19 protein-coding genes, 1 pseudogene and 1 riboswitch are annotated in these 23,084 nt (G+C 59.8%); of the genes and pseudogenes, 15 read left to right on the top strand and 5 right to left on the bottom strand.

What is annotated here, in order from left to right:
- Window positions 1-179: 179 nt before the first annotated feature.
- Window positions 180-560 carry a beta-eliminating lyase-related protein gene (locus RLEG4DRAFT_RS61575; RefSeq protein ID WP_051040882.1) on the bottom strand — a complete coding sequence of 127 codons (381 nt, stop codon included), beginning with the start codon at window positions 558-560 and terminating at the stop codon, window positions 180-182.
- A gap of 33 nt (window positions 561-593) precedes the next feature.
- Here RLEG4DRAFT_RS61575 and RLEG4DRAFT_RS61570 point away from each other — a divergent pair.
- From RLEG4DRAFT_RS61570 to RLEG4DRAFT_RS61540, 7 genes and pseudogenes are all read left to right on the top strand, one after another.
- A pseudogene (locus RLEG4DRAFT_RS61570) lies at window positions 594-1,016 on the top strand (Lrp/AsnC family transcriptional regulator); the annotation flags it as partial.
- Window positions 1,017-1,269: 253 nt separating this feature from the next.
- On the top strand, window positions 1,270-2,331 hold the full coding sequence (locus RLEG4DRAFT_RS61565; RefSeq protein ID WP_003576272.1) for a homoserine dehydrogenase: 1,062 nt from the start codon (window positions 1,270-1,272) through the stop codon (window positions 2,329-2,331).
- Entirely contained in the window at window positions 2,331-3,743 is a 1,413-nt protein-coding gene (locus tag RLEG4DRAFT_RS61560) for an aldehyde dehydrogenase family protein (RefSeq protein WP_003576274.1), read from the top strand. The genes RLEG4DRAFT_RS61565 and RLEG4DRAFT_RS61560 overlap by 1 nt, the downstream gene beginning before the upstream one ends.
- Window positions 3,744-3,780: 37 nt before the next feature.
- Window positions 3,781-4,659: a 4-hydroxy-tetrahydrodipicolinate synthase gene (gene dapA, locus RLEG4DRAFT_RS61555; RefSeq protein ID WP_003576276.1), complete on the top strand. Its 879-nt coding sequence runs from the start codon at window positions 3,781-3,783 to the stop codon at window positions 4,657-4,659.
- A gap of 10 nt (window positions 4,660-4,669) precedes the next feature.
- Window positions 4,670-6,067 carry an aspartate ammonia-lyase gene (locus RLEG4DRAFT_RS61550; protein ID WP_003576278.1) on the top strand — a complete coding sequence of 466 codons (1,398 nt, stop codon included), beginning with the start codon at window positions 4,670-4,672 and terminating at the stop codon, window positions 6,065-6,067.
- A gap of 30 nt (window positions 6,068-6,097) precedes the next feature.
- Complete coding sequence (locus RLEG4DRAFT_RS61545; RefSeq protein ID WP_003576279.1) at window positions 6,098-6,883, top strand: phosphotransferase; 786 nt, start codon at window positions 6,098-6,100, stop codon at window positions 6,881-6,883.
- Window positions 6,884-6,901: 18 nt separating this feature from the next.
- Window positions 6,902-7,345, top strand: coding sequence for an Lrp/AsnC family transcriptional regulator (locus tag RLEG4DRAFT_RS61540; RefSeq protein ID WP_003576281.1), 444 nt, complete (start codon window positions 6,902-6,904; stop codon window positions 7,343-7,345).
- 401 nt (window positions 7,346-7,746) lie between these two features.
- Here RLEG4DRAFT_RS61540 and RLEG4DRAFT_RS61535 read toward each other — a convergent pair whose 3' ends face one another.
- From RLEG4DRAFT_RS61535 to argE, 3 genes are read right to left on the bottom strand one after another with little or no spacing between them, the layout of a single operon-like run.
- Window positions 7,747-8,100, bottom strand: a complete 354-nt coding sequence (locus RLEG4DRAFT_RS61535) for a cupin domain-containing protein (protein WP_003576282.1) — start codon at window positions 8,098-8,100, stop codon at window positions 7,747-7,749.
- A gap of 29 nt (window positions 8,101-8,129) precedes the next feature.
- Window positions 8,130-9,053 carry a 2-hydroxyacid dehydrogenase gene (locus RLEG4DRAFT_RS61530; protein ID WP_003576284.1) on the bottom strand — a complete coding sequence of 308 codons (924 nt, stop codon included), beginning with the start codon at window positions 9,051-9,053 and terminating at the stop codon, window positions 8,130-8,132.
- A 9-nt stretch (window positions 9,054-9,062) separates the two neighbouring features.
- Window positions 9,063-10,187: an acetylornithine deacetylase gene (gene argE, locus RLEG4DRAFT_RS61525; protein ID WP_003576286.1), complete on the bottom strand. Its 1,125-nt coding sequence runs from the start codon at window positions 10,185-10,187 to the stop codon at window positions 9,063-9,065.
- Window positions 10,188-10,477: 290 nt separating this feature from the next.
- Between argE and RLEG4DRAFT_RS61520 the strand changes: the two genes are divergently transcribed.
- Window positions 10,478-11,407, top strand: a complete 930-nt coding sequence (locus tag RLEG4DRAFT_RS61520) for a LysR family transcriptional regulator (RefSeq protein ID WP_003576287.1) — start codon at window positions 10,478-10,480, stop codon at window positions 11,405-11,407.
- Here RLEG4DRAFT_RS61520 and RLEG4DRAFT_RS61515 read toward each other — a convergent pair.
- Complete coding sequence (locus RLEG4DRAFT_RS61515) at window positions 11,401-12,828, bottom strand: aldehyde dehydrogenase family protein (protein WP_003576290.1); 1,428 nt, start codon at window positions 12,826-12,828, stop codon at window positions 11,401-11,403. The genes RLEG4DRAFT_RS61520 and RLEG4DRAFT_RS61515 overlap by 7 nt on opposite strands.
- 364 nt (window positions 12,829-13,192) lie before the next feature.
- On the opposite strand from RLEG4DRAFT_RS61515, the gene RLEG4DRAFT_RS61510 reads away from it, so the two are divergent.
- From RLEG4DRAFT_RS61510 to uca, 7 genes are all read left to right on the top strand, one after another.
- A complete protein-coding gene (locus RLEG4DRAFT_RS61510) occupies window positions 13,193-14,473 on the top strand; it encodes a DUF3422 domain-containing protein (protein WP_003576292.1) in 1,281 nt (426 codons plus the stop codon).
- A gap of 631 nt (window positions 14,474-15,104) precedes the next feature.
- Window positions 15,105-15,216: riboswitch (guanidine-I (ykkC/yxkD leader) on the top strand.
- A gap of 74 nt (window positions 15,217-15,290) precedes the next feature.
- The gene (locus RLEG4DRAFT_RS61505; RefSeq protein ID WP_003576294.1) at window positions 15,291-16,364 is read left to right on the top strand and encodes a putative urea ABC transporter substrate-binding protein; all 1,074 of its coding nucleotides are present in this window, start codon (window positions 15,291-15,293) and stop codon (window positions 16,362-16,364) included.
- A 58-nt stretch (window positions 16,365-16,422) separates the two neighbouring features.
- A complete protein-coding gene (locus RLEG4DRAFT_RS61500) occupies window positions 16,423-17,241 on the top strand; it encodes an ABC transporter permease (protein WP_003576295.1) in 819 nt (272 codons plus the stop codon).
- On the top strand, window positions 17,238-18,062 hold the full coding sequence (locus RLEG4DRAFT_RS61495; RefSeq protein WP_003576296.1) for an ABC transporter ATP-binding protein: 825 nt from the start codon (window positions 17,238-17,240) through the stop codon (window positions 18,060-18,062). Before RLEG4DRAFT_RS61500 ends, RLEG4DRAFT_RS61495 begins: the two co-directional genes overlap by 4 nt.
- A complete protein-coding gene (locus tag RLEG4DRAFT_RS61490) occupies window positions 18,059-18,880 on the top strand; it encodes an urea amidolyase associated protein UAAP1 (RefSeq protein ID WP_003576298.1) in 822 nt (273 codons plus the stop codon). The genes RLEG4DRAFT_RS61495 and RLEG4DRAFT_RS61490 overlap by 4 nt, the downstream gene beginning before the upstream one ends.
- A 10-nt stretch (window positions 18,881-18,890) precedes the next feature.
- Entirely contained in the window at window positions 18,891-19,541 is a 651-nt protein-coding gene (locus RLEG4DRAFT_RS61485; protein ID WP_003576300.1) for an urea amidolyase associated protein UAAP2, read from the top strand.
- Between the two features lie 2 nt (window positions 19,542-19,543).
- On the top strand, window positions 19,544-23,083 hold the full coding sequence (gene uca / locus RLEG4DRAFT_RS61480; RefSeq protein ID WP_003576303.1) for an urea carboxylase: 3,540 nt from the start codon (window positions 19,544-19,546) through the stop codon (window positions 23,081-23,083).
- Window position 23,084: the final 1 nt, after the last annotated feature.

The raw sequence follows: 23,084 nt of genomic DNA, 5'->3' as shown, positions 1-23,084 counted from the left end.
GTTTGATAATTGTTTCAAACGCCATGACGCAGATCCGGGGGGCAAGCGGAGGTCCACTGCGCAGGACCCGTCCCCGTCCCGGATCGTTTTTGATTTCAGAAGAGGCCTGCTTCTTTCGTAGGACGAAGCAGCCTGGAACGAGCGCGCGCATATTGCCCTGCTCCACCCGCCGGGGGTCTTCATCCCCGTCTTTCGGTGACCTCGCGCACCGCTGCGATTGCCTCGTCAACGGCGACACGATCGACGTCGAGATGGGTGACCCAGCGCATTCGCCCACCTGGCCAGAAACTCGCCGCAATCCCGCGCTGACGCAGCGCCTCGGATAACCGGGTCGCCAGCTCGGGCGCGAGCTCAACGAACACCATGTTGGACTGCGGCGGCTTAGCTGTCAGTCCTGTGATTTCCGCGAATCCGTCGGCAAGAGCCTTGGCATTGGCATGATCCTCGGCCAGACGTTGGACATGGTGGTCGAGGGCATGCAGCCCGGCCGCCGCAACTATTCCCGCCTGCCGCATGCCCCCGCTGAGCATCTTGCGCCAACGGCGTGCCCGCCCGATCAACTTTACATCCCCGACCAGCACTGATCCGAGCGGCGTCACAGCAGCGAGGAACTCGGCGCGCTGGTTGGTCTTTCGGCCACCGCGGTGCAGCGCCGTCTCAAGCGACTGCGTCAGGCGGGTGTGATTGAGGCGGAGGTTGCGGTTGTGAAGCCTAAATCCGTCGGCCGGCCGATCGCAATGCTTGTGTTGGTCACGCTCGAGCGGGAAAGGGCCGACATCGTCGACCGGTTCAAGCAATCGATCCGCCAGACACCGGAAGTTATGAACGGCTACTATGTAACGGGAGACGCGGACTTCGTCCTGATTGTCACTGCTCAAAGCATGGAGGATTACGAAGTCTTTACCCGCAAGTTCTTCTACGAAACTCCCGATATAAAAGGCTTCAAGACGATGGTGGTCATGGACCGTGTCAAAACGGGCTTTTCAGTTCCGATCGACTTTGATCACTTTTCCTGAGATTGCCACAGCGTCGGCTCAGACGCGTCGTCCTCGCTGAAAGTCGATTGGCACTTCGACGGACTGCACTGAGCAGGTGAGCTTTTCCTCATCCGGTTCATTATGTCCGATGCTCAAGCCGGACGGACGGGCACGCGGCAAACAGTCAGTGTCATGAGCAAAATGCACGGTAGATTGGTCTGTTTGTACCGTTCCGACTGAGCGATCCGTATCCAATGATATGCGCACAAATCGCTTCACCGGAGGAACCCACATGAAAATCTATAATATTGCTCTAATCGGATTTGGTGGCGTCAACCGCGCTTTGGCCGAGCTCATCGCGTCGAGGAACCCGCTGTGGGAACGGGATCTCGATTTCCGCCTGAACATCGTGGCCGTTAGCGATCTCTATCTGGGTTCCGTTGTTTCGCCGAACGGCCTGGATGCCAAGACCCTCGTGGAAGCAAAATTCGCCAAGGGCGGCTTCGGCGGGCTATCTGGCGGCAGCGCGGAAGCTGACAACGAGGCTATCATCAAGACCGCGCCTGCCGACATCATCGTGGAAGCGACATTTACGAACCCGGGGGATGGCGAGCCCGCCGTTTCTCACTGCCGCTGGGCCCTCACGTCCGGCAAGCACGTCGTCACCACGAACAAGGGGCCCGTCGCAATCGCCGCTCAGGAACTGAAGGCTGTTGCAAAGGCGAACGGCGTCCATTTCGAGTATGAGGGCTCCGTCATGAGCGGTACGCCGGTCATACGCATGGCCGAGAAGACCCTTGCCGGCGCAGAGGTGAAAGGGTTCGAAGGAATCCTCAATGGTACATCGAACTTCGTGCTCGGCCGCATGGAAAACGGTCTGGACTTCGCCAGCGCCGTCGCGGAAGCACAGTCGCTCGGCTATGCCGAAGCAGATCCGACCGCCGACGTCGAAGGTTTCGACGTTCGTCTGAAGGTAGTGATCTTGGCAAACGAGCTACTGGGGGCAAACCTTAAGCCGGAGGACATCTCCTGCAATGGCATCTCCAAGCTGTCTCCTTCAGACATTCAGGCAGCGGTCAAGGCTGAAAGCCGTTGGAAATTGATCGGATCTGCAGTTCGCAATGCCGACGGGACGATAACCGGCAGCGTCGCGCCCAAACAGCTTCCCCTCGGGCATCCGCTCGCCGGCGTCAACGGCGCTACCAATGCCGTTTCCCTGAACACGGAACTGCTCGGCTCGGTCACCGTCACCGGCCCGGGCGCCGGCCGGATCGAAACCGCCTACGCTCTGCTGTCCGACATCGTGGCTATCCACAATGCCCACTCGCCCAAACTCGCGAAGGAGGCCGCGTGATGCCCGGTTTAGCCTTGAAAACCAGCTCTTCCGACGAGATCATTGTCTGTAACCCTTTCGACGGCAGCCTTATCGGAGCCGTCCGCGAGACCGATGCCAATGCTGTGGACCTGTTGCTGAAACGCGCCAGACGCGGCGCGCAGATCGCGCGGTCGCTCCCCCGCCACCAGCGCTCTGCAATTCTTGAAAAGGCCGCAGCTGCGGTCGAGGAACGCAAGGAGGAATTCGCGCTCCTGATCGTGCGGGAAGCGGGGAAGACAATCACCCAGGCCCGCAAGGAAGCGACACGTTGCGTCAACACGCTGAAACTCTCTGCGGAAGAGGCCAAGCGGAATGCTGGCGAAGTCATCCCCTTTGATGCCTATGCCGGATCCGAGTCTCGTCAAGGCTGGTACACCCGGGAGCCACTGGGCATCATCACGGCCATCACGCCTCATAATGACCCGCTCAATCTCGTGGCGCACAAGCTTGGCCCCGCCATTGCCGGCGCCAATGCGGTACTTCTGAAGCCGTCGGAGCTTACGCCACTATCGGCCATCAAGCTGGTAGAGGTGTTGATCGAAAGCGGTTTGCCGGACGAGGTCGTCACGGTCGCTGTCGGCGGCGCCGACCTGGGCAAAGCGCTCGTTTCGGCAAAAGACGTCCGTATGATCTCCTTCACAGGCGGCTTTGCCACCGGCGAGGCCATCGCAAAATCTGCGGGCATCAAGAAGCTCGCGATGGATCTCGGCGGCAATGCACCGGTCATCGTGACGGAAAACAGCGATGTCGACGCCGCCGTGGAAGATTGCGTTTCAGGTTCGTTCTGGGCGGCTGGCCAGAACTGCATCGGAACGCAGCGGATTCTGGTCCAGCGTCCGATCTACGAACGGTTCAAGACCGAATTCTTGGCGCAGTCCGCCAAGTTGAAAACCGGCGACCCGATGGACCCTGATACTGACATGGGCCCGATGATCTCCGAACACGCGGTGACCCGCGCCGCCGCCATGGTGGAGCGCGCGATCGCTGCTGGTGCGACGCTGCTTTGCGGTCACAAGCCCTCGGGCACCCTCTATCCCCCGACCGTCTTGGAAAACGTGCCGGCGGCCTGCGACGTGTTGAACGACGAGGTCTTCGCACCGGTAGTCATATTGCAGCCCTTTGGCAGCCTAGATGAGGCCATAGAGCTGGCGAACAACCCGGAATATAGCCTTCATGCGGGGATCTTTACCAACGATCTCACTGAGGCCTTGGATGCTGCCAAACGGATCGATGCCGGGGGTGTCATGATCAATCAATCCTCGGACTATCGGTTCGACGCGATGCCGTTTGGCGGGTTCAAGTACGGCAGCATGGGACGCGAAGGCGTTCGTTTTGCCTATGAGGACATGACTCAGCCGAAGGTCGTCTGCATCACGCGCCTGCAGCGTTAATCGGCGCCGCCGCCCAATGCTACTTTCGGAGGTTATGATGTTCAAAGGATCTATCACCGCGCTTGTGACGCCATTTGCCGATGGGAAGGTCGACGAGGCTGCGCTTTGCAGCCTTATCGAATGGCAGATCGCCGAGGGCACGTCAGGGCTTGTCCCCTGCGGGACAACGGGGGAAAGCCCGACGCTCAGTCATGCCGAACACAAACAAGTCGTGGAGATCGCGATCGAAGCTGCGAATGGTCGCGTTCCGGTCATTGCCGGCGCCGGCTCCAACAGCACCGAGGAAGCAATCAGCTTCGTGCGGCCCGCCCAGGAGGCCGGCGCGGACGGTTTGCTAATCGTCTCACCGTACTACAATAAGCCCACGCAAGAGGGGATCTATCGGCACTTTAAGGCCATCGACGCTGAAGCTTCGATTCCGATAATCGTCTACAACATTCCGGGTCGGAGTGTGATCGATGTTCAAGTCGAAACGCTTGCCCGCATTTTTAAAGATTGTCCGAACGTCAAGGGCGTCAAGGACGCGACAGGCAATCTCTTGCGCCCGTCACTGGAGCGGATGGCCTGCGGCAAGGAGTTCAATCTTCTCACTGGCGAAGATGGCACGGCGCTGGGCTACATGGCCCACGGCGGCCACGGCTGCATCTCGGTGACCGCGAATGTCGCCCCCCGGCTCTGTGCAGATTTCCAACGGGCATGTCTGGGGGGTGATTTCGCGGCGGCACTGGCTCTTCAAGATCGACTGATGCCCCTACACCGTGCGCTGTTCCTCGAGACCAGCCCGGCTGGCGTGAAGTTCGCGTTGGCGCAACTTTCGAAGATCCGCGGCGACCTGCGCCTTCCGCTCGTCGAGGTGAGCCCAGCTGTTAAGGAAGCCATCGCTCAGGCGATGCGCCACGCTGGAATCCTGGATTAGGGGGCGGAAAATGAGAACTGAACGCATAGAGGCCGATTTGATCGGCCCCCTTCCCATCCCTGGTGATGTTCTATACGGCGTCCATACGCGTCGAGCTGAGCTCAATTTCAACGTTTCAGGCTTTCGCCTCAAAGACTTCCCCGAACTCGTTCAATCCATGGCTATGGTCAAGAAAGCGGCCGCGTGCGCGAACGCTGACCTTGGGCTTCTGTCTGCGGAAAAAGCGTCGGCGATCTCTCAGGCTTGCGATGATCTGATCGAGTTGAAGTGCGTTGATGAGAACTTCCCGGTCGATATGATGCAGGGTGGGGCGGGGACGTCCACCAACATGAACGTCAACGAGGTTATCGCTAACCTGGCTCTGCTAAAGCTCGGGGCGCCGGTGGGCGACTACGACAAGCTTCATCCCAATGATGACGTGAACCTTTGCCAATCGACAAACGATGTCTACCCGACCGCACTCCGTCTGACCATTCTTCGCGCTTGCGAGGGGTTGATAGCGTCCCAGGTCGGGCTGCGCGATGCCTTCCGTGCGAAAGCGCGTGAGTATGCGACTGCGCTGAAAGTCGGCCGCACTCAATTGCAAGATGCCGTCCCAATGACAGCCGGGCAAGAGTTTGATGCTTTCGCCGAACTGATCGACGAAGACATTAATCAAGTGCAGTCCGCTGCCAGGTTGTTGAAGGAAGTTAACCTCGGCGGATCTGCAATCGGAACCTCAATTAACGTCCCCCGCGGCTTTCGGGACGCGGCTTGCGCCCACCTCACGCAGATTTCCGGTATTCAGGTAATTCCCGCTCGAAACTTGATTGAAGCTACATCCGACACTGGCGGCTTCGTATCATTCTCCAGTATTCTCAAGCGAATTGCTGTGAAGCTGACCAAAGTCTGCAATGATTTGCGGCTCTTGAGCAGTGGTCCGAGGGGTGGCCTTGGTGAGATCCGACTCCCGCCTGTGCAAGCCGGATCCTCAATCATGCCCGGTAAAGTGAATGCCGTCATTCCAGAAATGATGAACCAGATCGGATTCCAGGTTATCGGAAATGATCTCACTGTCACGCTGGCGGCAAGCGCGGGGCAGTTGCAACTCAATGCGATGGAGCCGGTGATCATCCTCAACATCCTTCAGTCGATGCGGATGTTGACGCGTGGGATGGAAATTTTTCAGCAGCGATGCGTCGATGGCATTGAAGTTGATGTCGACCGGTGCAGGGACCTCCTCGATCGGTCTCTCGTCCTCGCGACGCCGTTGGCAATGCTTATCGGATACAGCAAGGCAGCGCATCTTTCCAAGAAGGCGCTTGCCGAAAAGCGGGGGCTGCGACAGGTCGTGGAAGAGGAAGGGATCTTGGCCTCCAGTCAAGTTGAAGAGCTCTTTGAAGGTAGCGCTGCCTTCGCAAATTTCTGATTGGGTTCATCGGCCGCATAAGGGTAGGAAATGGCTGTTTTTACCGAGCTTTCTGACGACGATCGCCAACTCATAACCGCAGCTTACGGCTTTACCTCGCTTCTTTCAGTGATTGGGATCGCGGACGGCGACACCGAGACGACCTACCTGTTTCGCACCGGGGAGGGTGAATTCATCGTTACACTTTTCGAGAACGGAGCCCAACCTTCAGATCTGGAAAGGGCCTTCGAAACCATGGAGGCGCTTTATCGACGTGGCGTCCCCTGCCCCAAGCCGTTGCGCACTGTCGACGGCCACGCCACGTCTCGGGCCGCAGGTCGATTGGTTGCCATCGTGGGCTTCGTACCCGGCGCCTCATCCACATTTGCAAGCCCAGCAAAATGCCTCAGCCTGGGCCGCGTGATAGCTGAAATACACACCGTCCTGGAACGAAAAGCGAAGTGCAAATCGACGGATCTTCCCGCTGGCGCAATTCACGGCGCATTGGTCCAGGAGAACGTCTTTTTCCTCGGAGAGGAAGTCAGCGGAGTCATCAACTTCAGGCTTCGGCACGAGGCCGCGCTCGTGTCGGAGCTTGCTGATGCGCTCGTCGGTTTGGCGGGCGATATCAGCGGAGAGCTGAACAAAGAGCGTGCGCGAGCGCTACTGCAGGGTTATCAGGGAGTCCGCGGCCTGACTGATGCGGAAAAGAAGGCACTGCCAGGATTCATAATGGCTTCGACATCAAAGCGATTTGCGAGCAAGAAGGAAAGAACATTACTACCGGAAATCGCCGTGTTAGCTTACCGGTCGGTAACCCCCGACATTCTAGGTTAAGCGTCCCGGCGAATATCCATGAAATATCTTCTCGATCGAACTGACGAACAAATACTTATCGAATTGAAGGCTAATGCCCGTATCTCGCACGCGGATTTGTCGGCGAAGGTGAACCTTTCTCGTAACGCCGTGCGGGTGCGAATCGAACGCCTCGAACGAGAAGGCTTCATCAAGGGATATACAATCCTCACCGGGAATGGAGGGAATAGCCAAAACGTCACGACCGCATTGATTTTCGTCTATCGTCACGATCGCATGCGGGGCGGAGAAGTCCTTCAGGCGCTGCGGAAGATCCCAGAAGTCGTTGCTTGCGACGTTATGACCGGTGATTTCGATCTCCTCGTGAGGGTCGAGTCCACCGAGGCTGACCGCATCCGACAGATTTGGCAGTCGATTGCCGAGATGCCCGGCGTGCGCGATACACTGACTGCGTTCGCCCTCTCTTCGGTAATTCGAAAATAATCGGGTGTCACCGGTTAAATGCAATCAAGTGTCCGCCCAACAGTAGCCCGGGGGTCCGAACTTGATCGACGGAGCAAGCTGCTCCTTGACGAGTATCCGTGATATCGCGCCATCACCCCGCTCTATGAGAATGGATTATGATCATTCCAGCGGGCAGCTCATCCGAGCTATTATCCACAGGTCGCGCTTCGAATGAAGACGTTCCTAAGTGGGCTCCGGCTTAACACCGCCAAGCGGACTTCTCCTTGCGGATCAAATGGCAAAGGCTAAGTCTTTGGCTCCGGGGTTCGCGTCATCGCCCTCACCACGGCGGAGAAGTACCGCTTCTCCGCCGCTTTGTGGATCATTGTTGTCCAGGCCGATCGGTCGCTGCACTCACGTACCGAAGGCGGCGGAGCTGGTTAGTTGACGGTGACGTAGATCTTCCGGACCGTTTCCACGGTGCGCCAGGTGCCGATGAATCCGGGTTTCATCACGAAACTATCGCCTGCTTTGTAGGTAACCGTTTCACCGCCGTCGGGGGTGATTTCCACGAGACCTTCAAGGATGTGGCAGAATTCGAATGTCTCTCCCTTGACGGAACGCGTCAGGCCCGGTGTCGCTTCCCAGACCCCGGTGTGAATCATTTCATCACGCGCAACGTCCTGGGCCCAAGTCTTGAACGAGGGATCGCCGGATATCAGGCGTTCCGGTCCGGGCTTGGACTCACGCGGTGTTGCCTTGCTGTCGGGTACGATGGTCTTGAGGAGGGACATGTTTTCTCCTTGCTCTCCTGGTTGCAGCTTCAATAACCGCGATCGCGATCGACGAGCCCGATTGGGTCGAGACCGCCGCGATGGCGTTTGATGTTGTCGATGACGGCGCAAGCCGCCGTCTCTGGTTGGGTGACGCTTGCGATGTGCGGCGTCAGGATGATCTTTGGATGCCGCCAGAAACGATGCTCGGGGGGCAAGGGCTCAGGTTCGGTGACGTCGATAACCGCACCCGACAGATGTCCCTGGTCGAGAGCCGCAATGAGCGCGTCATGATCGAGTTGCGCGCCGCGCCCCACGTGGATGAGCGCTGCGCCTGCTGGAAGTGTCGCGAAGACCGCGGCGTCGAGCAGTCCTTGCGTCTCTTGGGTCAGCGGCAGGAGACAGATCAGGATGTCGGTGCTCGCCAGGAACGGCGTGAGCCCGTCCGGGCCATTATAGCAATCAACACCATCCACTTGTCGTTCCGAGCGGCTCCAGGCCGCAAGCGGAAAGCCGAAGGGCTTCAGCCGCTCAATGACGGCCTGGGCGAGCATGCCAAGCCCGAGGATACCGATCCGCTGCTGGGCAGCTTGCCGCACAGGAAGCGGGAGCCAGGTGGAGTCTTCCTGCTGTCCAATATAGGCCTTCAACTTGCGGTGAAGGGCGAGGACGGCGAGCGTCACATATTCTTGCATCATCCGCACGATACCATCCTCGACCATGCGGACGAGCATGACGTTTGGCGGAAGCGTTTCTGGCTTGAATTGGTCGACACCGGCGCCGATCGAGAAGACAACCTCCAAGTTCCTGAAGCGATGAAGATCGGACGGCGCAGTCCAAGTGAGGATGTATCGGATTTCGTCCGGGTCGCGCTCTGAAATATCCATCACGAAGGGCAGATCGGGCAGTTCGCGTGCAAAAGCCTCGGCGAAGACACGGCCTCTTTCTCGATCCGAGTTAAACCAGAAAACCATGAAGCCCCCTCAGTGTTGTAGCGTTTTGGCAAGCCGCACGATCATTGCTTCGCATGCAGCGAGTTCGTCGAGGCGGATGAACTCGTCGGCGCGGTGGGCGCGCGAGATGTCCCCGGGACCGCAGATGATCGCGTCGATGCCGGCCGCCTGGTAGAGTCCGGCCTCAGTGCCATAGCTGACGGCAGCCAAGGTCTGCGCTGCGGTTAGTTCCTCCATCAGCCGAGCGAGCGGCGCATCCGCATCAAGCGAAAGCGCCGGATAGGTGCTGCTGGTTTCCCACGTAACGCGGAAACCGTCTTTCTCCAAGGCCTCGGCGGTAGCCTTTATAGGTTCCAGAAGCACCGTTGGCGATACGCCGGGTACCGCGCGGGCTTCCAATTCCATAATGCAGAGATCCGGGATGATGTTGACGCTGCGTCCGCCCGCGATCGTTCCGATCTGCAGCGTAGAATACGGCGGCTCGAAGTTCTGATCTAAGGCGCTGTCTGGCAGAGCAGCAACGGTCTTCAGCGTTGCACTCATCACTGCAGTCATGGCGTGAATGGCGTTCAGGCCCTTATCAGGGCGCGACGAATGACCGGTCATGCCATGGATCTCGATGCGGGCGGCGGCCTTTCCCTTGTGACCGCGGATCGCCACCATATTGCTTGGTTCACCGATGATCGCTCCCAAAGGAGGAGCGCACAGGTTCCCGATCTGCTGCAACATATGCGGTACGCCGCGGCAACCAGCTTCCTCGTCATACGAGAAGGCGAAGTGGATCGGGCGCCTCAACGGCATTTTTGCTATAGCGGGAAGTCCGGCAAGCGCGGCGGCAAGAAACCCCTTCATATCGGAGGCGCCCCTGCCGAAAAGCCGATCTCCCTCAGCCCGCAGGCGGAAGGGATCCGACGTCCAGGTCCTTTCGGAGGCCGAAACGACGTCCATATGCCCGGAAAGAATGTAGCCGGGCTCATCCTTCGGGCCGATAGTGGCGAACAGGTTTGCCCTATCCCCTTCCGGCCCCGGCAGGACAGCCACGGTGGCAGCATGACTTTCGAGATAGCCCTTCACCCATGTGACGATGTCGCCGTTTGGAGTCCCGACGACGGACGGAAAGCCGACCAGCTGCTCCAATATGTCCTTAACATCCATCGCAGGTTCTCCATTATCGACGACTCTACGTGTCCGCGCCACCGCGAACCAGCTGATAGGCGACAGCGCCGCGGTCGGACATACATGCCGATTTCCGCGCCGTCTCCGATGGCGGGCGCGTTAGTCGATACTAGGCGAGCCAGCTTCCTGCCCTTGGTCATGGCGACCGGAAACTGGGTCTGTCGATGTGGCCACGTCATAACGCGACCTCCGACTTGAAGCCCACCTTGTCGCCGAACCCTAAAGATGGCAATTAATGTGTCGTGAATGATGACTTCAGGTGACGGTTAATGCTCACGTCTGACGATCTTGCCTTCTTTTCGGTCCTCACAGGCTCGAAATCTCTCGCGGAAAGCGCGAGAAAGCTGAACGTCACCCCTCCCGCGGTGACCCAGCGCCTGCGCGCGCTTGAAGAGAAGGTCGGGGTGCGGCTGATCGACCGCTCCGGACGCCACCTGCGTCTTACCGAAGAGGGCTCATTGGTCGCTTCTCACAGCGTCATCGTCAGCGATGCCATAGACTCGCTTGCCGAAGCCTTGGCTGATCGCAAGGGTGCAGTTCGCGGGCACCTCAGGGTCGCAGCACCTCACGGTTTTGGAAGGATCTACGTGGCCCCGGTCGTGGAAGCGTTTGCTCGAGAACATGGCGGCGCGACCGCCACCCTGCAGCTGTCCGATCATCCCTCGGCTTTAATCGTCGATAGCTACGAGGTCGTTGTTCACATCGGGGCATCCGCGCATCTCGACCAAGTGGTGACGACACTTGCGCCGAACCATCGAATTCTCTGCGCGAGTCCAAAATACCTCGCCTCGGCTCCGCCCATCTCTGCGCCCGCCGATCTTCCTCGACATCGGTGTCTTGTCGTTCGAGAGAACGAGGAGGATGTAACGCTCTGGCGGTTCAAGGGATCACGGCAGGAAAGCGCGACAGTGCGCGTTAATCCGATCATGTCGAGCAATGATGGTGCTGTCATTCGGGATTGGGCGCTGGCTGGTCAGGGCATCATGATGCGTTCCGAATGGGCCGTTGCTGAAGACCTCGCCGAGGGACGTCTGAGGCAGGTACTTCCCAACTGGAAGCTCCCGTCGGCCGATATCGTCGCCATCCTCGGATCGCGGCACGGTCGAAGCGCGCGGACTGCCGCTTTCCTCACAATGCTTCGTCAGTCGCTGAAGCCACTGCCCTGGCGAGGCGATCGCGCCGAGTCGCTTGGTCAATAACCGAGAATGGACTTCGTCTCGAGATACTCTTCGAGGCCGCAAACGCCATATTCGCGGCCGTTGCCCGAGCGCTTGTAGCCACCGAAGGCGGCCGCTCCGTCCCAAGCCGGATAGTTGATATGAACCTGGCCGGCACGAATGCACTTGGCGACCCGCCGCGCCCGCTCCGGATCTGAAGACTGGACATGAGCGCCCAATCCATAGACGGTGTCGTTAGCAATCGCGATTGCGTCTTCCTCGTCCTTGTACGGCATGATCGAGAGGACGGGCCCGAAGATTTCCTCACGAGCAATGCGCATGTCGGACGTCACCTCGGAAAAGATCGTCGGCCGTGTGAAAAAGCCGCTATCAAGGCCAGCCGGCCGGCCCAGCCCGCCGCACAACAGCTTGGCGCCGTCGTCGATACCGGCCTGGATCATGATCTGCACCCGCTCGAACTGACCACGATTGGCGATCGGCCCCATATCCGTCGCCGGATCAAGCGGCGCGCCAACGCGGATGGCACGCGCAGTGGCGCTAGCCAATTCCTCGACTTCGCCGAGCCGATGTGCGGGCACAAGCATGCGCGTCGGGGCGCTGCACGACTGGCCGACATTGCGCATGCCGGCAAGCACGCCCTTCGCTACTGCCTCGCTGAAATCGGCATCGTCGAGCAAAATGTTCGGCGACTTGCCGCCGAGTTCCTGAACCACCCGCTTCACCGTCGGCGCAGCTGCCTGCGCGACGAGTACCCCTGCGCGGGTGGAACCGGTGATCGAGATCATGTCAACGTCCGGATGGCTGGCGAGCGCTGCGCCAACCTGCTCGCCAGTGCCGTTGACCAAATTGAATACGCCCGGCGGAGTGCCGGCATCGTGCATCAGCTGGGCAAAAAGCAGAGCGCTATAAGGTGACAGTTCACTGGGCTTGAGGACGACGGTGCAGCCTGCAGCGATTGCGGGAGCGACCTTGGCGGTGATCTGGTAAAGTGGCCAGTTCCAGGGTGTGATCAGCGCGCAAACCCCGAGCGCCTCCTTGGCGGTTGCAGTGCTTCCCTCAACCGTCACGAACCGGTATTTCTCGAGGATCTCCATCTGAACACGAATGTGCTCGGCGGCAAACGGAACCTGAGAAGCCCGCGCGAAGCTAATCGCTGCCCCCATTTCCAAAACGAGAGCTTCTGCGAATGCCTCCGCTCTTTCCTTCAGGAGAGAATGCATCCTGCCGAGCAGAGCGAGCCTCTCGGACACTGAAGCCTGAGAGAAGGTGGGGAAGGCTTGGCGGGCTGCTGAAACCGCGAGATCGGCATCATTCGCATCGCCCGCAGAAATATGCCCAACCACCTCCTCCGAGGCGGGATTCACGACCGGCATGCGGGTTCCATCCACCGCTTCCTGCCATTTCCCACCAATGTAGAACTGGTTCTCGCGTTCGGTCAGCATAATTTCACCTCGCGTCATAACGTTGCGGCCATCCGAGCTGCCTGCGGAAGATGCCCGGAAAGACGCGAGGTTGACAATTTACGTCGCTTGAATGGTTCCTTAAGACGCGGGTTAACGTTTCACGAACGCGGTTAGGCTTCTCCGGCAGACGATGTGCAATAGTGAGGTTAATGAAGCTAGGAGGGCCCTCTCACGTCCGCTATTCCTCGTGATTCCGGCCATAGCGGCAACGATGAGAAGGGAACCGATTCGCTGGGTACAGTTCCACATCGTTCGGCGAGCGATCAGCTGGGCTTTCAAGTTAATCACGTTCGGTTCATATAGCTTCATCAGTTGTTGTGTCAGTGGGATGGGGAGGATAGATTTGAGTTCTAATCCGGGAGAAGAAGCAGTTTCGGTGACGGCATCTGCTTCCACACAATACGTCTCCAATCCAGCGACGGGCGGATCGCAAACAGCAGACTTCAACTCCGAGCTGCACGCTCGGCCGTCCATTTATTTCACCGGTCCGGCGATCGTCGAGCACGTGGCTTTCATGCCATTAGATCGGGCAATCAAGGACTTCCACGATAGCCTGGAAGTCGATGGCGAGATTTCGGTCAGGGTCGAACGGCATACTGAATTCGTGACGATCACACGCCTGCGGAAACTGCACTCAGAGCCAGATCGTTGGCCCGAACCTGATCTCGCAGAAAGTGATTTTGCACAGCTTGCAGGATTGAACGCCCCTCGCCTTGTTTGCCACGTCAGTATCCTTGTCCTCGGGAACCCTCCTGACGAGCTGGGGTCGGTTTTGAAAACCCTGGATTTCGGTGATACCGCCGCTTCCTCGATTGGCGGGGGCGCGGCGCAGGTTTGCTCCGACTTTCGCGTTCGAGGAGATAATTCAAGCAGGATCATCCTCTTCAACAATGACCTGAACGCACACCGCCTGGGGCGCATGGTACGTCGTATCTTTGAGATTGAAACCTACAGATCAATGGCGCTGCTCGGATTGCCCGAGGCGCGACGCCTTGCGCCGCTTCTCGGTGGATATGATGCGGAACTTGTTCAGCTGACCAATCGCAACTTGAGTACTCCTGCACATCAGCATAAGCAGCTGCTTGACGAGATCACGGTACTTTCATCGCATATCATCTCGGCCACTGCTGAGACCAGAAACAGGTTCGGAGCAACCGCTGCCTACGCGAAAATCGTTGAGGAGAGGATCGTCCTTTTACGGGAAAGCCACGTCCCCGGCTTCCAACGTTTCGGTACCTTCGTAGAGCGGCGATTCAAACCTGCGGTTCGTACCTGCGAGGCAACTGCGTTGAGGCTCGAACACCTATCGAGAGCTACGATGCATCTGCTCGACCTGCTACAAACCCGAATTCAGGTCGAGATTGAGTTCCAGAACGCTACACAAATCCAGGCAATGGCTGATCGAGCTGCGACGCAGGTCAAGATCCAGCGCGCGGTCGAAGGGTTTTCGATCATCGCGATCAGCTACTATCTGCTGAGCTTGTTGAAGTTTATATACGAGACAGCGGACCACGCAGGGTTCCATTTCGATCCCATGATCATGCTTGTTGCGGTTCCAGTGGTCGTGGGCACGGTTGCGATCACAATCCTCCGCGTCAAGCATGCTCTAAAGGCGGAGAACTAGAACTCGAGGCGAGCTGTGACAGAGTCGCGGAGCATCCGGCAAAAAATCAAAACGACTCGCGTGTCTGACATGGCATCGGCAACGCGTTGCTCAACCAGCCTTGGATACAGCGCCACAGCTTCATTCCTTATAACTGTTTGAAACTATGGTGATGACCAATTGAAAGTTAATGCGTGACCGTTTGAATCAGCATGGCCGCTGATTTAAAGTAGGCGGCTTGCCAGATTGTGGCATGAGATAGGCGAGAGGCCTCGCAGGCGCTGCTTAAACTTTCCCTGATTGTTCATCGGAACTGACTGAGCTGATCCGCAACGGGGGCTACCTGATTGGAAGTTAAGCGAAACCGAAGTTATGCATCGACGTAACGACGATCAGCAAACTGACGAATCCGGGCTCCTGGGAACCCACGACCGCATCCAACGACAGGCCTCCTCGTGCTGTGCAGTTGCTACTTGGATAGCGCCTATTGTTTCTCGCACACCGAACTGCTTCCCAGCGGGCGCGCTCCCGGGTCATCGCTCAAATATTGAGCAAAATGCTGCAAGTGTACACAATACCAAACCACCCAAGGAATTGAGACGAGAAAAATCAACACCTTAATCAGCTGGCACACCTCTTGCAGGTAATGTGCCGAGTTGGTGGCTAGGGTTCCGGCGCTTTTAAGAAGTGCGGCTGGTCCGAGAGCCACCACCGGCGGGGGAGAAATCCCGTCGGGTGCACGGCGGGAAAAAAGCCCGGGAGACCTCGTAAGCCAAGGGATTGGTGGCACGATGGTCTTTGCCGATCCCTTTTGAAGAAAAGCAGAAGGGGAATTTCAATGCAGACTTTTTCGAAAATTGCTTCCACCACAGCGCTGGCGGTATCGCTGATGCTCGGGCTCGCTTCCGTCGCGAAGGCGGAGACGAAGACCGAATTCAAGGTGGCTTGGTCTATCTATGTCGGCTGGATGCCCTGGGGCTATGCTGCCGATCACGGCATCGTCAAGAAGTGGGCTGACAAATACGGTATCAAGATCGATGTCACGCAGTTCAACGACTACGTGGAATCGATGAACCAGTACACGGCCGGCGCCTTCGATGCCGTCACGCTGACCAATATGGACGGGTTGTCGATCCCGGCCGCCGGCGGCGTCGATACGACTGCCGTGATCGTCGGCGACTTCTCGAACGGCAACGACGCCGTGATCCTGAAGGACAAGGCGAGCCTTGCCGATATCAAGGGTCAGAACGTCAATCTCGTCGAATTCTCCGTCTCGCATTATCTGCTCGCCCGTGCGCTCGAAAGCGCCAAGCTGACAGAACGCGACGTGAAGGTGGTAAACACGTCCGACGCCGACATGGTCGCAGCCTACAAGACGCCCGACGTCACCGCTGTCGTCACCTGGAACCCGCTGGTTTCCACCATTCTCGAAGATCCCTCGGCCAAGAAGGTTTTCGATAGTTCGCAGGTGCCGGGCGAAATCATTGACCTGATGGTCGCCAATAGCGGCGTACTGAAGGACAACCCTAACTTCGGCAAGGCGCTTGCCGGCATCTGGTATGAGACGGCCGCACTGCTGCGGGCAGACACCGCAGAGGGCAAGGCGGCCCGTGAGGCTATGGGCTCGGCTTCAGGCACGGATCTCGCCGGCTTCGAAGCCCAGCTTGCCGCCACCAAGCTCTTCGACAAGCCGGGTGATGCCGTTGCCTTTACCGCTTCGCCCAGCCTGCCGAAGACCATGGATCTGGTGCGCAACTTCCTTTTCGAAAAGGGACTGCTCGGCAATGGCGCGCCGTCAGCTGATGTCATCGGCATCGAAATGCCGGATGGCAAGGTGCTGGGCGACTCCGGCAATGTGAAGCTACGCTTCACCGAGGCCTATATGAAGGCAGCCGCCGACGGTTCGCTCTGATCGCAACGGAGGCGCGGTCTGCCCGCGCTCCCTCCCCTTCATCAGCGGAGCAATTCCCATGCGCTGGATCAACACGAGGCCGAGCCGAGGCGCCCAGCTCGCCTTGATGATGCTGCCCTTCGTGCTGCTCGCCCTTGCCTATGCCTTCGGCTCGGCCGCGCGGCTGGCGGAAAACGCCAATGATAAGCTTCTGCCGAGCCTTGCCGGCTTTGCCGATGCGATCAACCGACTGGCCTTCGTCGCCGACCCGCGTACCGGTGAGTTTCTGCTCTGGTCGGACACGGGCGCAAGCCTTATCCGCCTGCTCTCCGGCCTCGGCATCTCGACAGCGATGGCACTCATCATCGGCATGCTGATCGGCATGCTGCCATATCTCAGGGCGCTGCTTGCTCCTTTCGTCGCCGTCATTTCCATGGTGCCACCCTTGGCGCTGCTGCCGATCCTCTTCATCGTCATGGGGCTCGGAGAAACATCGAAGATCGCTCTCATCGTCATCGGTGTTGCGCCGGCGATGATCCGTGATCTCGCGCTGAAGGCGCTGGAATTGCCGCGCGAACAGATCGTCAAGGCTGAGACGCTTGGCGGCTCCTCCTGGCAGATCGGCCTGCGTGTCGTGCTGCCGCAGATCCTGCCACGGCTGATCACCTGCCTCAGACTGCAACTCGGCCCGGCTTGGCTGTTCCTGATCGCGGCCGAAGCGATCTCGTCGGATTCCGGCCTCGGCTACCGCATCTTCCTCGTCCGCCGTTATCTTTCGATGGATATCATCTTTCCTTATGTCATCTGGATCACCCTGCTTGCCGTCGTCATGAACACCCTCCTCGATCGCCTGCGCATCGCCGTCTTCCCCTGGTCGGAGCTGGAGAAGCAGGCATGAGCGAGTTGAAGATAGAAATGGTCTGGAAGGAATATGGCGACCAGATCGTGCTCGAGAACGTGTCCCTGACTGTCGCCTCGCGTGCTTTCATCGCCCTTGTCGGCCCCTCCGGTTGCGGCAAGAGCACCTTCTTGCGCATGCTGCTCGGCCAGGAGCAGCCGACGAAGGGCAAGATCCTGCTCGACGGCGAGCCGCTGCCGCCGGAGCCGGGATCGGATCGCGGCGTCGTCTTCCAGCGTTATTCCGTCTTTCAGCACCTGACGGTGCTTGGCAATGTGCTGCTCGGCAAGGAATTTACCGCTGCGCGCTACAAGGCCAAGCTTTTCGGCGCCGCACGCCGGACCGCCATCGAGGAAGCGCGGCAGCTGATTGCCGAGGTCGGGCTCGATGGTTCGGAGGACAAATATCCGGCCCAGCTTTCCGGCGGCATGCAGCAACGCCTGGCGCTCGCCCAGGCGCTCATCATGAAGCCGAAGGTGCTGTTGCTCGATGAACCCTTCGGTGCGCTCGATCCAGGTATCCGCGCCGAGATCCACACGCTGATGAAGCGGCTCTGGCATGAAACGCAGATGACCGTCGTCATGGTCACGCATGACATGCGCGAGGCGTTCACGCTGGCCAATCGCGTCGTCGCCTTCGAACGCCGGCGCGACCGGCCTGAAGAAAAGGAGCGCTACGGCGCCACCATCACCAAGGATATTGCCATCTGGCCGCCACGCCTTGCCGGCCAGCCATCGATTTTCAGCCCCGACCGGGACGGCCCGGTCGCTTCCCTGGGGCACAGCCGGGACGACCTGGCACCGTCAGGAGAGAAGCTATGATGCATGTGAGACGCTCGCCAGAAGAGATCGCCGCCAATCGCGCGCGCTATGAGGAGCACCAGAAGAAGGGTCTGGAATTTGCGCCCAAGGCGCTTCCCGGCCCAAGCCCGCTGCCGGCACCGGCCATCGATGCCGCTGCCGTCATTCATCAGGAGACCATTGCCGGCGGCTGGTACTGGGCAATGAAGCTTCTGCGTGGCGAAGCGATCCGCATCGACCAGGGCGAGGGAAATTCCACCGTGGCCCTCGTTGCCTGGAATGCCGGCGATACCAGCGAGCGGATCAATCTCGTCGATACTGCCAAGGTCCAGTGGACGACGGCACTCGGCAAGGGGCGGGTTATCTTTTCCGATATGGGCCGCGTCATGTTCTCGATGATTGAGGACAGTTCTGGCGCCCATGACTGCCTGATGGGCGGCTCGACGGCCGCCTCGAATGCCGCGAAATATCCCGGCGAGAAAACCCGCAATACGCGCGATAACCTGATCCTCGTCGCCGTCAAGCTCGGCCTCGACAGGCGCGATATTCCCGGCATCCTCAATTTTTTCGCGCCCGTCCGCCTGGCCGAGAGCGGAGGTTTCGGCTGGCAGAGCAAGCGCTCCAACAGCGGCGACTATGTCGAATTGCGCGCCGAGATGGACATGCTGGTCGGCTTTTCCACTTGCCCGCATCCGCTCGACCCGGATCCCACATATCAGCCGAAGCCTGTCGCCATCACCCGTTACAAGGCGGCAAGTGCGGCTGCCGATGATCTTTGCCGTACGGCAACGGCCGAAGCCGTGCGCGGTTTCGAGAACAACGCCCTGATGCAGGCCTGAGGAAAAGACGATGTCCGATTTCATCCAGACCTCCCCTGCCCGTAACCTGCAAAATGCCGTGCAGGACCATTTCATCGCGGCCGAAGCCCCGTGGTCCGGTATCGTGCGCAAGGGCCAGACGATCCGCATCGAAGACAGTCTTGGCCAGCAGGCGATCGACACGCTCTTCTACCGTGCCGACGGTTTTTCCGAGCGCTATTCCAATCAGGATACGATGCGCATGCAGGGTGCCGCCTATATCGGCATTGGCACGAAGATCATGTCGAACGAAGGCAATGTCATGCTGACCATGACGGCCAACAGCTGCGGCCGCCATGACACCTCCGCCGGCGCCTGCTCCTGCGAGAGCAACACGGTGCGTTTCGGCCATGGCACGAAATACCTGCATGCCTGCCGCGACAACTTCGTCCTCGAGATCAGCAAGCACGGCATGGGCAAACGCGACATCGTGCCGAACATCAACTTCTTCATGAATGTTCCGATCAAGCCGAATGGCGAAATGACCATCGTCGACGGCATCTCCGCGCCGGGCGACTATGTCGAGCTCGTCGCCGAGATGGACGTGCTCTGCGTCATCTCTAATTGCCCGCAGATCAACAACCCGTGCAACGGTTTTGATCCGACGCCGATCCGGGTGTTGATTTGGGATGGCGAGGACTGAGCATGTTCAAGAAAGTCCTGATCGCCAACCGGGGCGAAATCGCCATCCGGGTCATCAAGACCCTGAAGAGCATGGGCATTTCCTCGATCGCCGTCTATTCCGATGCCGACCGTTTCGCGAGACCTGCGATGATGGCGGATGAAGCGGTGCGGCTCGGCCCGGCGCCCGCCAATGAAAGCTATCTCAATGTTGATGCGGTCATTGCCGCCTGCAGGGCAACAGGGGCCGAGGCAGTACATCCGGGCTACGGCTTCCTGTCTGAAAATATCGGCTTTGCCGAGCGGCTTGCCGCCGAAGGCATCGCCTTCATCGGGCCGCGGCCTGAGCACCTATCTGCCTTCGGCCTGAAGCATACGGCGCGCGAGCTTGCCAACGCGAGCGGCGTGCCTTTGCTGCCCGGCACGAGCCTGCTGTCGAGCGCCGAGGAAGCACTCGCTGCGGCCGAAACGATCGGCTATCCCGTGATGCTGAAAAGCACGGCCGGCGGCGGCGGCATCGGCATGCAGCTATGCGTCGATGCCGAAGGCCTGAAGGCGTGCTTCGAAAGCGTGCAGCGCACCGCGCGGGCAAGCTTCGGCGATGCGCGTGTTTATATCGAGCGTTTTGTCGCCGATGCAAGGCATGTCGAGGTGCAGATCTTTGGCAATGGCAAAGGCAAGGTCATCGCGCTCGGCGAGCGCGACTGCTCACTGCAGCGGCGGAACCAGAAGGTGGTCGAGGAGACCCCCGCCCCCGGTCTTTCAGCCGCAATCCGCGCCCGCCTGCACAAGGCGGCCGTCGACCTCGGCTCGGCGGTCTCCTACGAATCCGCCGGCACCGTCGAATTCATCTATGATCCCGTACGTGAGGAATTCTACTTCCTCGAGGTGAACACACGCCTGCAGGTCGAACATCCCGTCACCGAAGCGGTGTTCGGGATCGATCTGGTCGAGTGGATGATCCGCCAGGCCGCCGGCGAGGACGTGCTTTCGGGCACTGAGGCGCTGCAGCCGAAAGGGGCGGCGATCGAAGTGCGCGTCTATGCCGAGATGCCGCATGCCGACTTCCGTCCGAGCGCCGGCCTGCTGACGGAGGTTGTCTTCCCTGAAGATGTCCGTCTCGACGGCTGGATCGAGACCGGCACGGAGGTAACGCCTTTCTACGATCCGATGCTCGCCAAGCTGATCGTTTCCGCGGAGGATCGTCCGGCGGCAATCGAGAAGCTGAAGGCAGCACTCTCCGGCACATTGATATCGGGCATCGAGACCAATCTCGATTATTTGCGCGCCATCGCCAGCTCCGAACTTCTTGCCAGCGGTAAGGTGGCGACGACCGCGCTGCGGGACTTTTCCTTCGTGCCGGACGTTATCGAGGTGATCGCCCCGGGCGCGCAGTCGAGCATTCAGGAATTGCCGGGCAGGCTTGGCCTCTGGCATGTCGGCGTGCCGCCGAGCGGTCCGATGGACGAGCGCTCGTTCCGTCATGCCAACCGTCTCGTCGGCAACGGCGACATGGTCGCGGCACTGGAGCTGACGGTCTCCGGACCGCTGCTTAAATTCCATACCGACACAGTGGTTGCGCTTGCCGGCGCCAGCATGGCGATGAGCGCCGACGGCGTGAAGCTGCCTCACGGTGAGCCCGTCACCATCCGCGCCGGCCAGACCCTGTCGATCGGTAGCATCGACGGGCCAGGGCAGCGGGCTTACCTCGCCGTGGCGGGCGGTTTTGCCGCCCCCGTCGTGCTCGGCTCGCGCGCCACCTTCGGGCTCGGCCAATTCGGCGGCAATGCCACCGGCACGCTGAAGACCGGCCATGTGCTGCATCTTGCCCGTCATGCCGCCGCAGAACCGGCGAAGCCGGCGACAGAGCCGCCGAAACTGACGCGTGAATGGGAGGTCGGCGTCGTCTACGGTCCGCATGGCGCGCCAGATTTTTTCCAGGACGGCGATATCGAGGCCCTGTTTTCGACGGACTACGAGGTGCATTTCAACAGCGCGCGCACCGGCGTTCGTCTCATCGGTCCGGCACCGAAATGGGCGCGAAGTGATGGGGGCGAGGCCGGTCTTCATCCCTCCAACCTGCATGACAACGCTTATGCGATCGGCGCGATCGACTTTACCGGCGACATGCCGATCATCCTCGGACCGGACGGGCCGAGCCTCGGGGGCTTTGTCTGCCCAGCGGTGATTGCCCGCGACGAGCAGTGGAAGATGGGCCAGTTCAAGCCGGGTGATCGCATTCGCTTCCGTCCCGTCGCGCGGCCCGAAGATCCGGTGGCCGGCCCGGTCGTGCATCGGGGGAAGGAAGAAGCGGGGTCGCCGATTGTCGGCAAGCGCGATGACGGCCCTGTCTCGGTCGTCTACCGCCGGCAGGGCGATGACAATCTGCTGGTCGAATACGGGCCGATGACGCTCGATATCGCTCTGCGGCTGCGGGTGCATCTTTTGATGCAGGCCGTCTCGCAGGCGCGTCTGCCCGGCGTGATCGATCTCACCCCTGGCATCCGCTCGCTGCAGATTCACTACGATGGCACGGCCTTGACCCGCAACCGCCTGCTCGGCCTGCTGGCCGAAATCGAGGCGAACCTGCCGGCAGCCCAGGAAGTCAAGGTACCGAGCCGCATCGTGCACCTGCCGCTTTCCTGGAACGATCCCGATGCGGAACTTGCCATGCGCAAATATCAGGAACTCGTGCGGCCGAACGCGCCCTGGTGCCCTGACAACATCGAGTTCATCCGCCGCATCAACGGGCTGGCAGACGAGCAGGCCGTGCGGGACGTCGTCTTCGATGCGAGCTACCTCGTGCTCGGCCTCGGCGACGTCTATCTCGGCGCACCGGTCGCGACGCCGGTCGATCCGCGCCATCGGTTGGTAACGACGAAGTACAATCCGGCCCGCACGTGGACGCCTGAAAATGCCGTCGGCATCGGTGGGGCCTATATGTGTATCTACGGCATGGAAGGCCCTGGGGGCTACCAGCTCTTCGGCCGCACTATTCAGGTATGGAATACATGGCGGCAGACGCCGGTCTTCGCCAAGGACAAACCGTGGCTGCTCGATTTCTTCGATCAGATCCGCTTCTTCCCGGTCAGCCACCAGGAACTGGCGGAAGCCCGCAGTGCCTTCCCCCATGGCGGCTATCCCGTCCGGATCGAGGAGGCGGAATTCTCTTATGCCGCCTATGAGAGAGAGTTACAGGCTAATTCGGCCTCGATCCGGGCCTTCAAGGCAAGACAACAGGCGGCCTTCGAGGCCGAACGCCAGCGCTGGAAGGAGGCTGGTCTCGATAGTTTCATTACCGACGAGGGCACGGGCGAAAGTCCGGATGGAGATATCCCGGAAGGCTGCTTCGGTGTTGCCAGCGCCGTGCCCGGCAATATCTGGAAACTGCTGGTGGAGCCGGGGGCACCGGTTGCAGCCGGCGACACGCTTGCCATTATCGAATCCATGAAGATGGAAATCAACGTCACCGCACATGCGGCTGGCCGCGTCCGCGACCTGCGCGCCGGCCCCGGACGCAATGTCAAAGCGGGCGATATCATTGTTGTTCTGGAGGAATGCTGAA

Source organism: Rhizobium leguminosarum bv. trifolii WSM2297, from assembly GCF_000271845.1.
This window is presented reverse-complemented; position numbering and strand designations above follow the sequence as displayed.

Coding starts and splice junctions, on each gene's coding strand:
- RLEG4DRAFT_RS61565 (WP_003576272.1), top strand. CDS start 1,270: ATGAAAATCTATAATATTGCTCTAATCGGATTTGGTGGCGTCAACCGC.
- RLEG4DRAFT_RS61560 (WP_003576274.1), top strand. CDS start 2,331: ATGCCCGGTTTAGCCTTGAAAACCAGCTCTTCCGACGAGATCATTGTC.
- dapA (WP_003576276.1), top strand. CDS start 3,781: ATGTTCAAAGGATCTATCACCGCGCTTGTGACGCCATTTGCCGATGGG.
- RLEG4DRAFT_RS61550 (WP_003576278.1), top strand. CDS start 4,670: ATGAGAACTGAACGCATAGAGGCCGATTTGATCGGCCCCCTTCCCATC.
- RLEG4DRAFT_RS61545 (WP_003576279.1), top strand. CDS start 6,098: ATGGCTGTTTTTACCGAGCTTTCTGACGACGATCGCCAACTCATAACC.
- RLEG4DRAFT_RS61540 (WP_003576281.1), top strand. CDS start 6,902: ATGAAATATCTTCTCGATCGAACTGACGAACAAATACTTATCGAATTG.
- RLEG4DRAFT_RS61535 (WP_003576282.1), bottom strand. CDS start 8,100: ATGTCCCTCCTCAAGACCATCGTACCCGACAGCAAGGCAACACCGCGT.
- RLEG4DRAFT_RS61530 (WP_003576284.1), bottom strand. CDS start 9,053: ATGGTTTTCTGGTTTAACTCGGATCGAGAAAGAGGCCGTGTCTTCGCC.
- argE (WP_003576286.1), bottom strand. CDS start 10,187: ATGGATGTTAAGGACATATTGGAGCAGCTGGTCGGCTTTCCGTCCGTC.
- RLEG4DRAFT_RS61520 (WP_003576287.1), top strand. CDS start 10,478: ATGCTCACGTCTGACGATCTTGCCTTCTTTTCGGTCCTCACAGGCTCG.
- RLEG4DRAFT_RS61515 (WP_003576290.1), bottom strand. CDS start 12,828: ATGCTGACCGAACGCGAGAACCAGTTCTACATTGGTGGGAAATGGCAG.
- RLEG4DRAFT_RS61505 (WP_003576294.1), top strand. CDS start 15,291: ATGCAGACTTTTTCGAAAATTGCTTCCACCACAGCGCTGGCGGTATCG.
- RLEG4DRAFT_RS61500 (WP_003576295.1), top strand. CDS start 16,423: ATGCGCTGGATCAACACGAGGCCGAGCCGAGGCGCCCAGCTCGCCTTG.
- RLEG4DRAFT_RS61495 (WP_003576296.1), top strand. CDS start 17,238: ATGAGCGAGTTGAAGATAGAAATGGTCTGGAAGGAATATGGCGACCAG.
- RLEG4DRAFT_RS61490 (WP_003576298.1), top strand. CDS start 18,059: ATGATGCATGTGAGACGCTCGCCAGAAGAGATCGCCGCCAATCGCGCG.
- RLEG4DRAFT_RS61485 (WP_003576300.1), top strand. CDS start 18,891: ATGTCCGATTTCATCCAGACCTCCCCTGCCCGTAACCTGCAAAATGCC.
- uca (WP_003576303.1), top strand. CDS start 19,544: ATGTTCAAGAAAGTCCTGATCGCCAACCGGGGCGAAATCGCCATCCGG.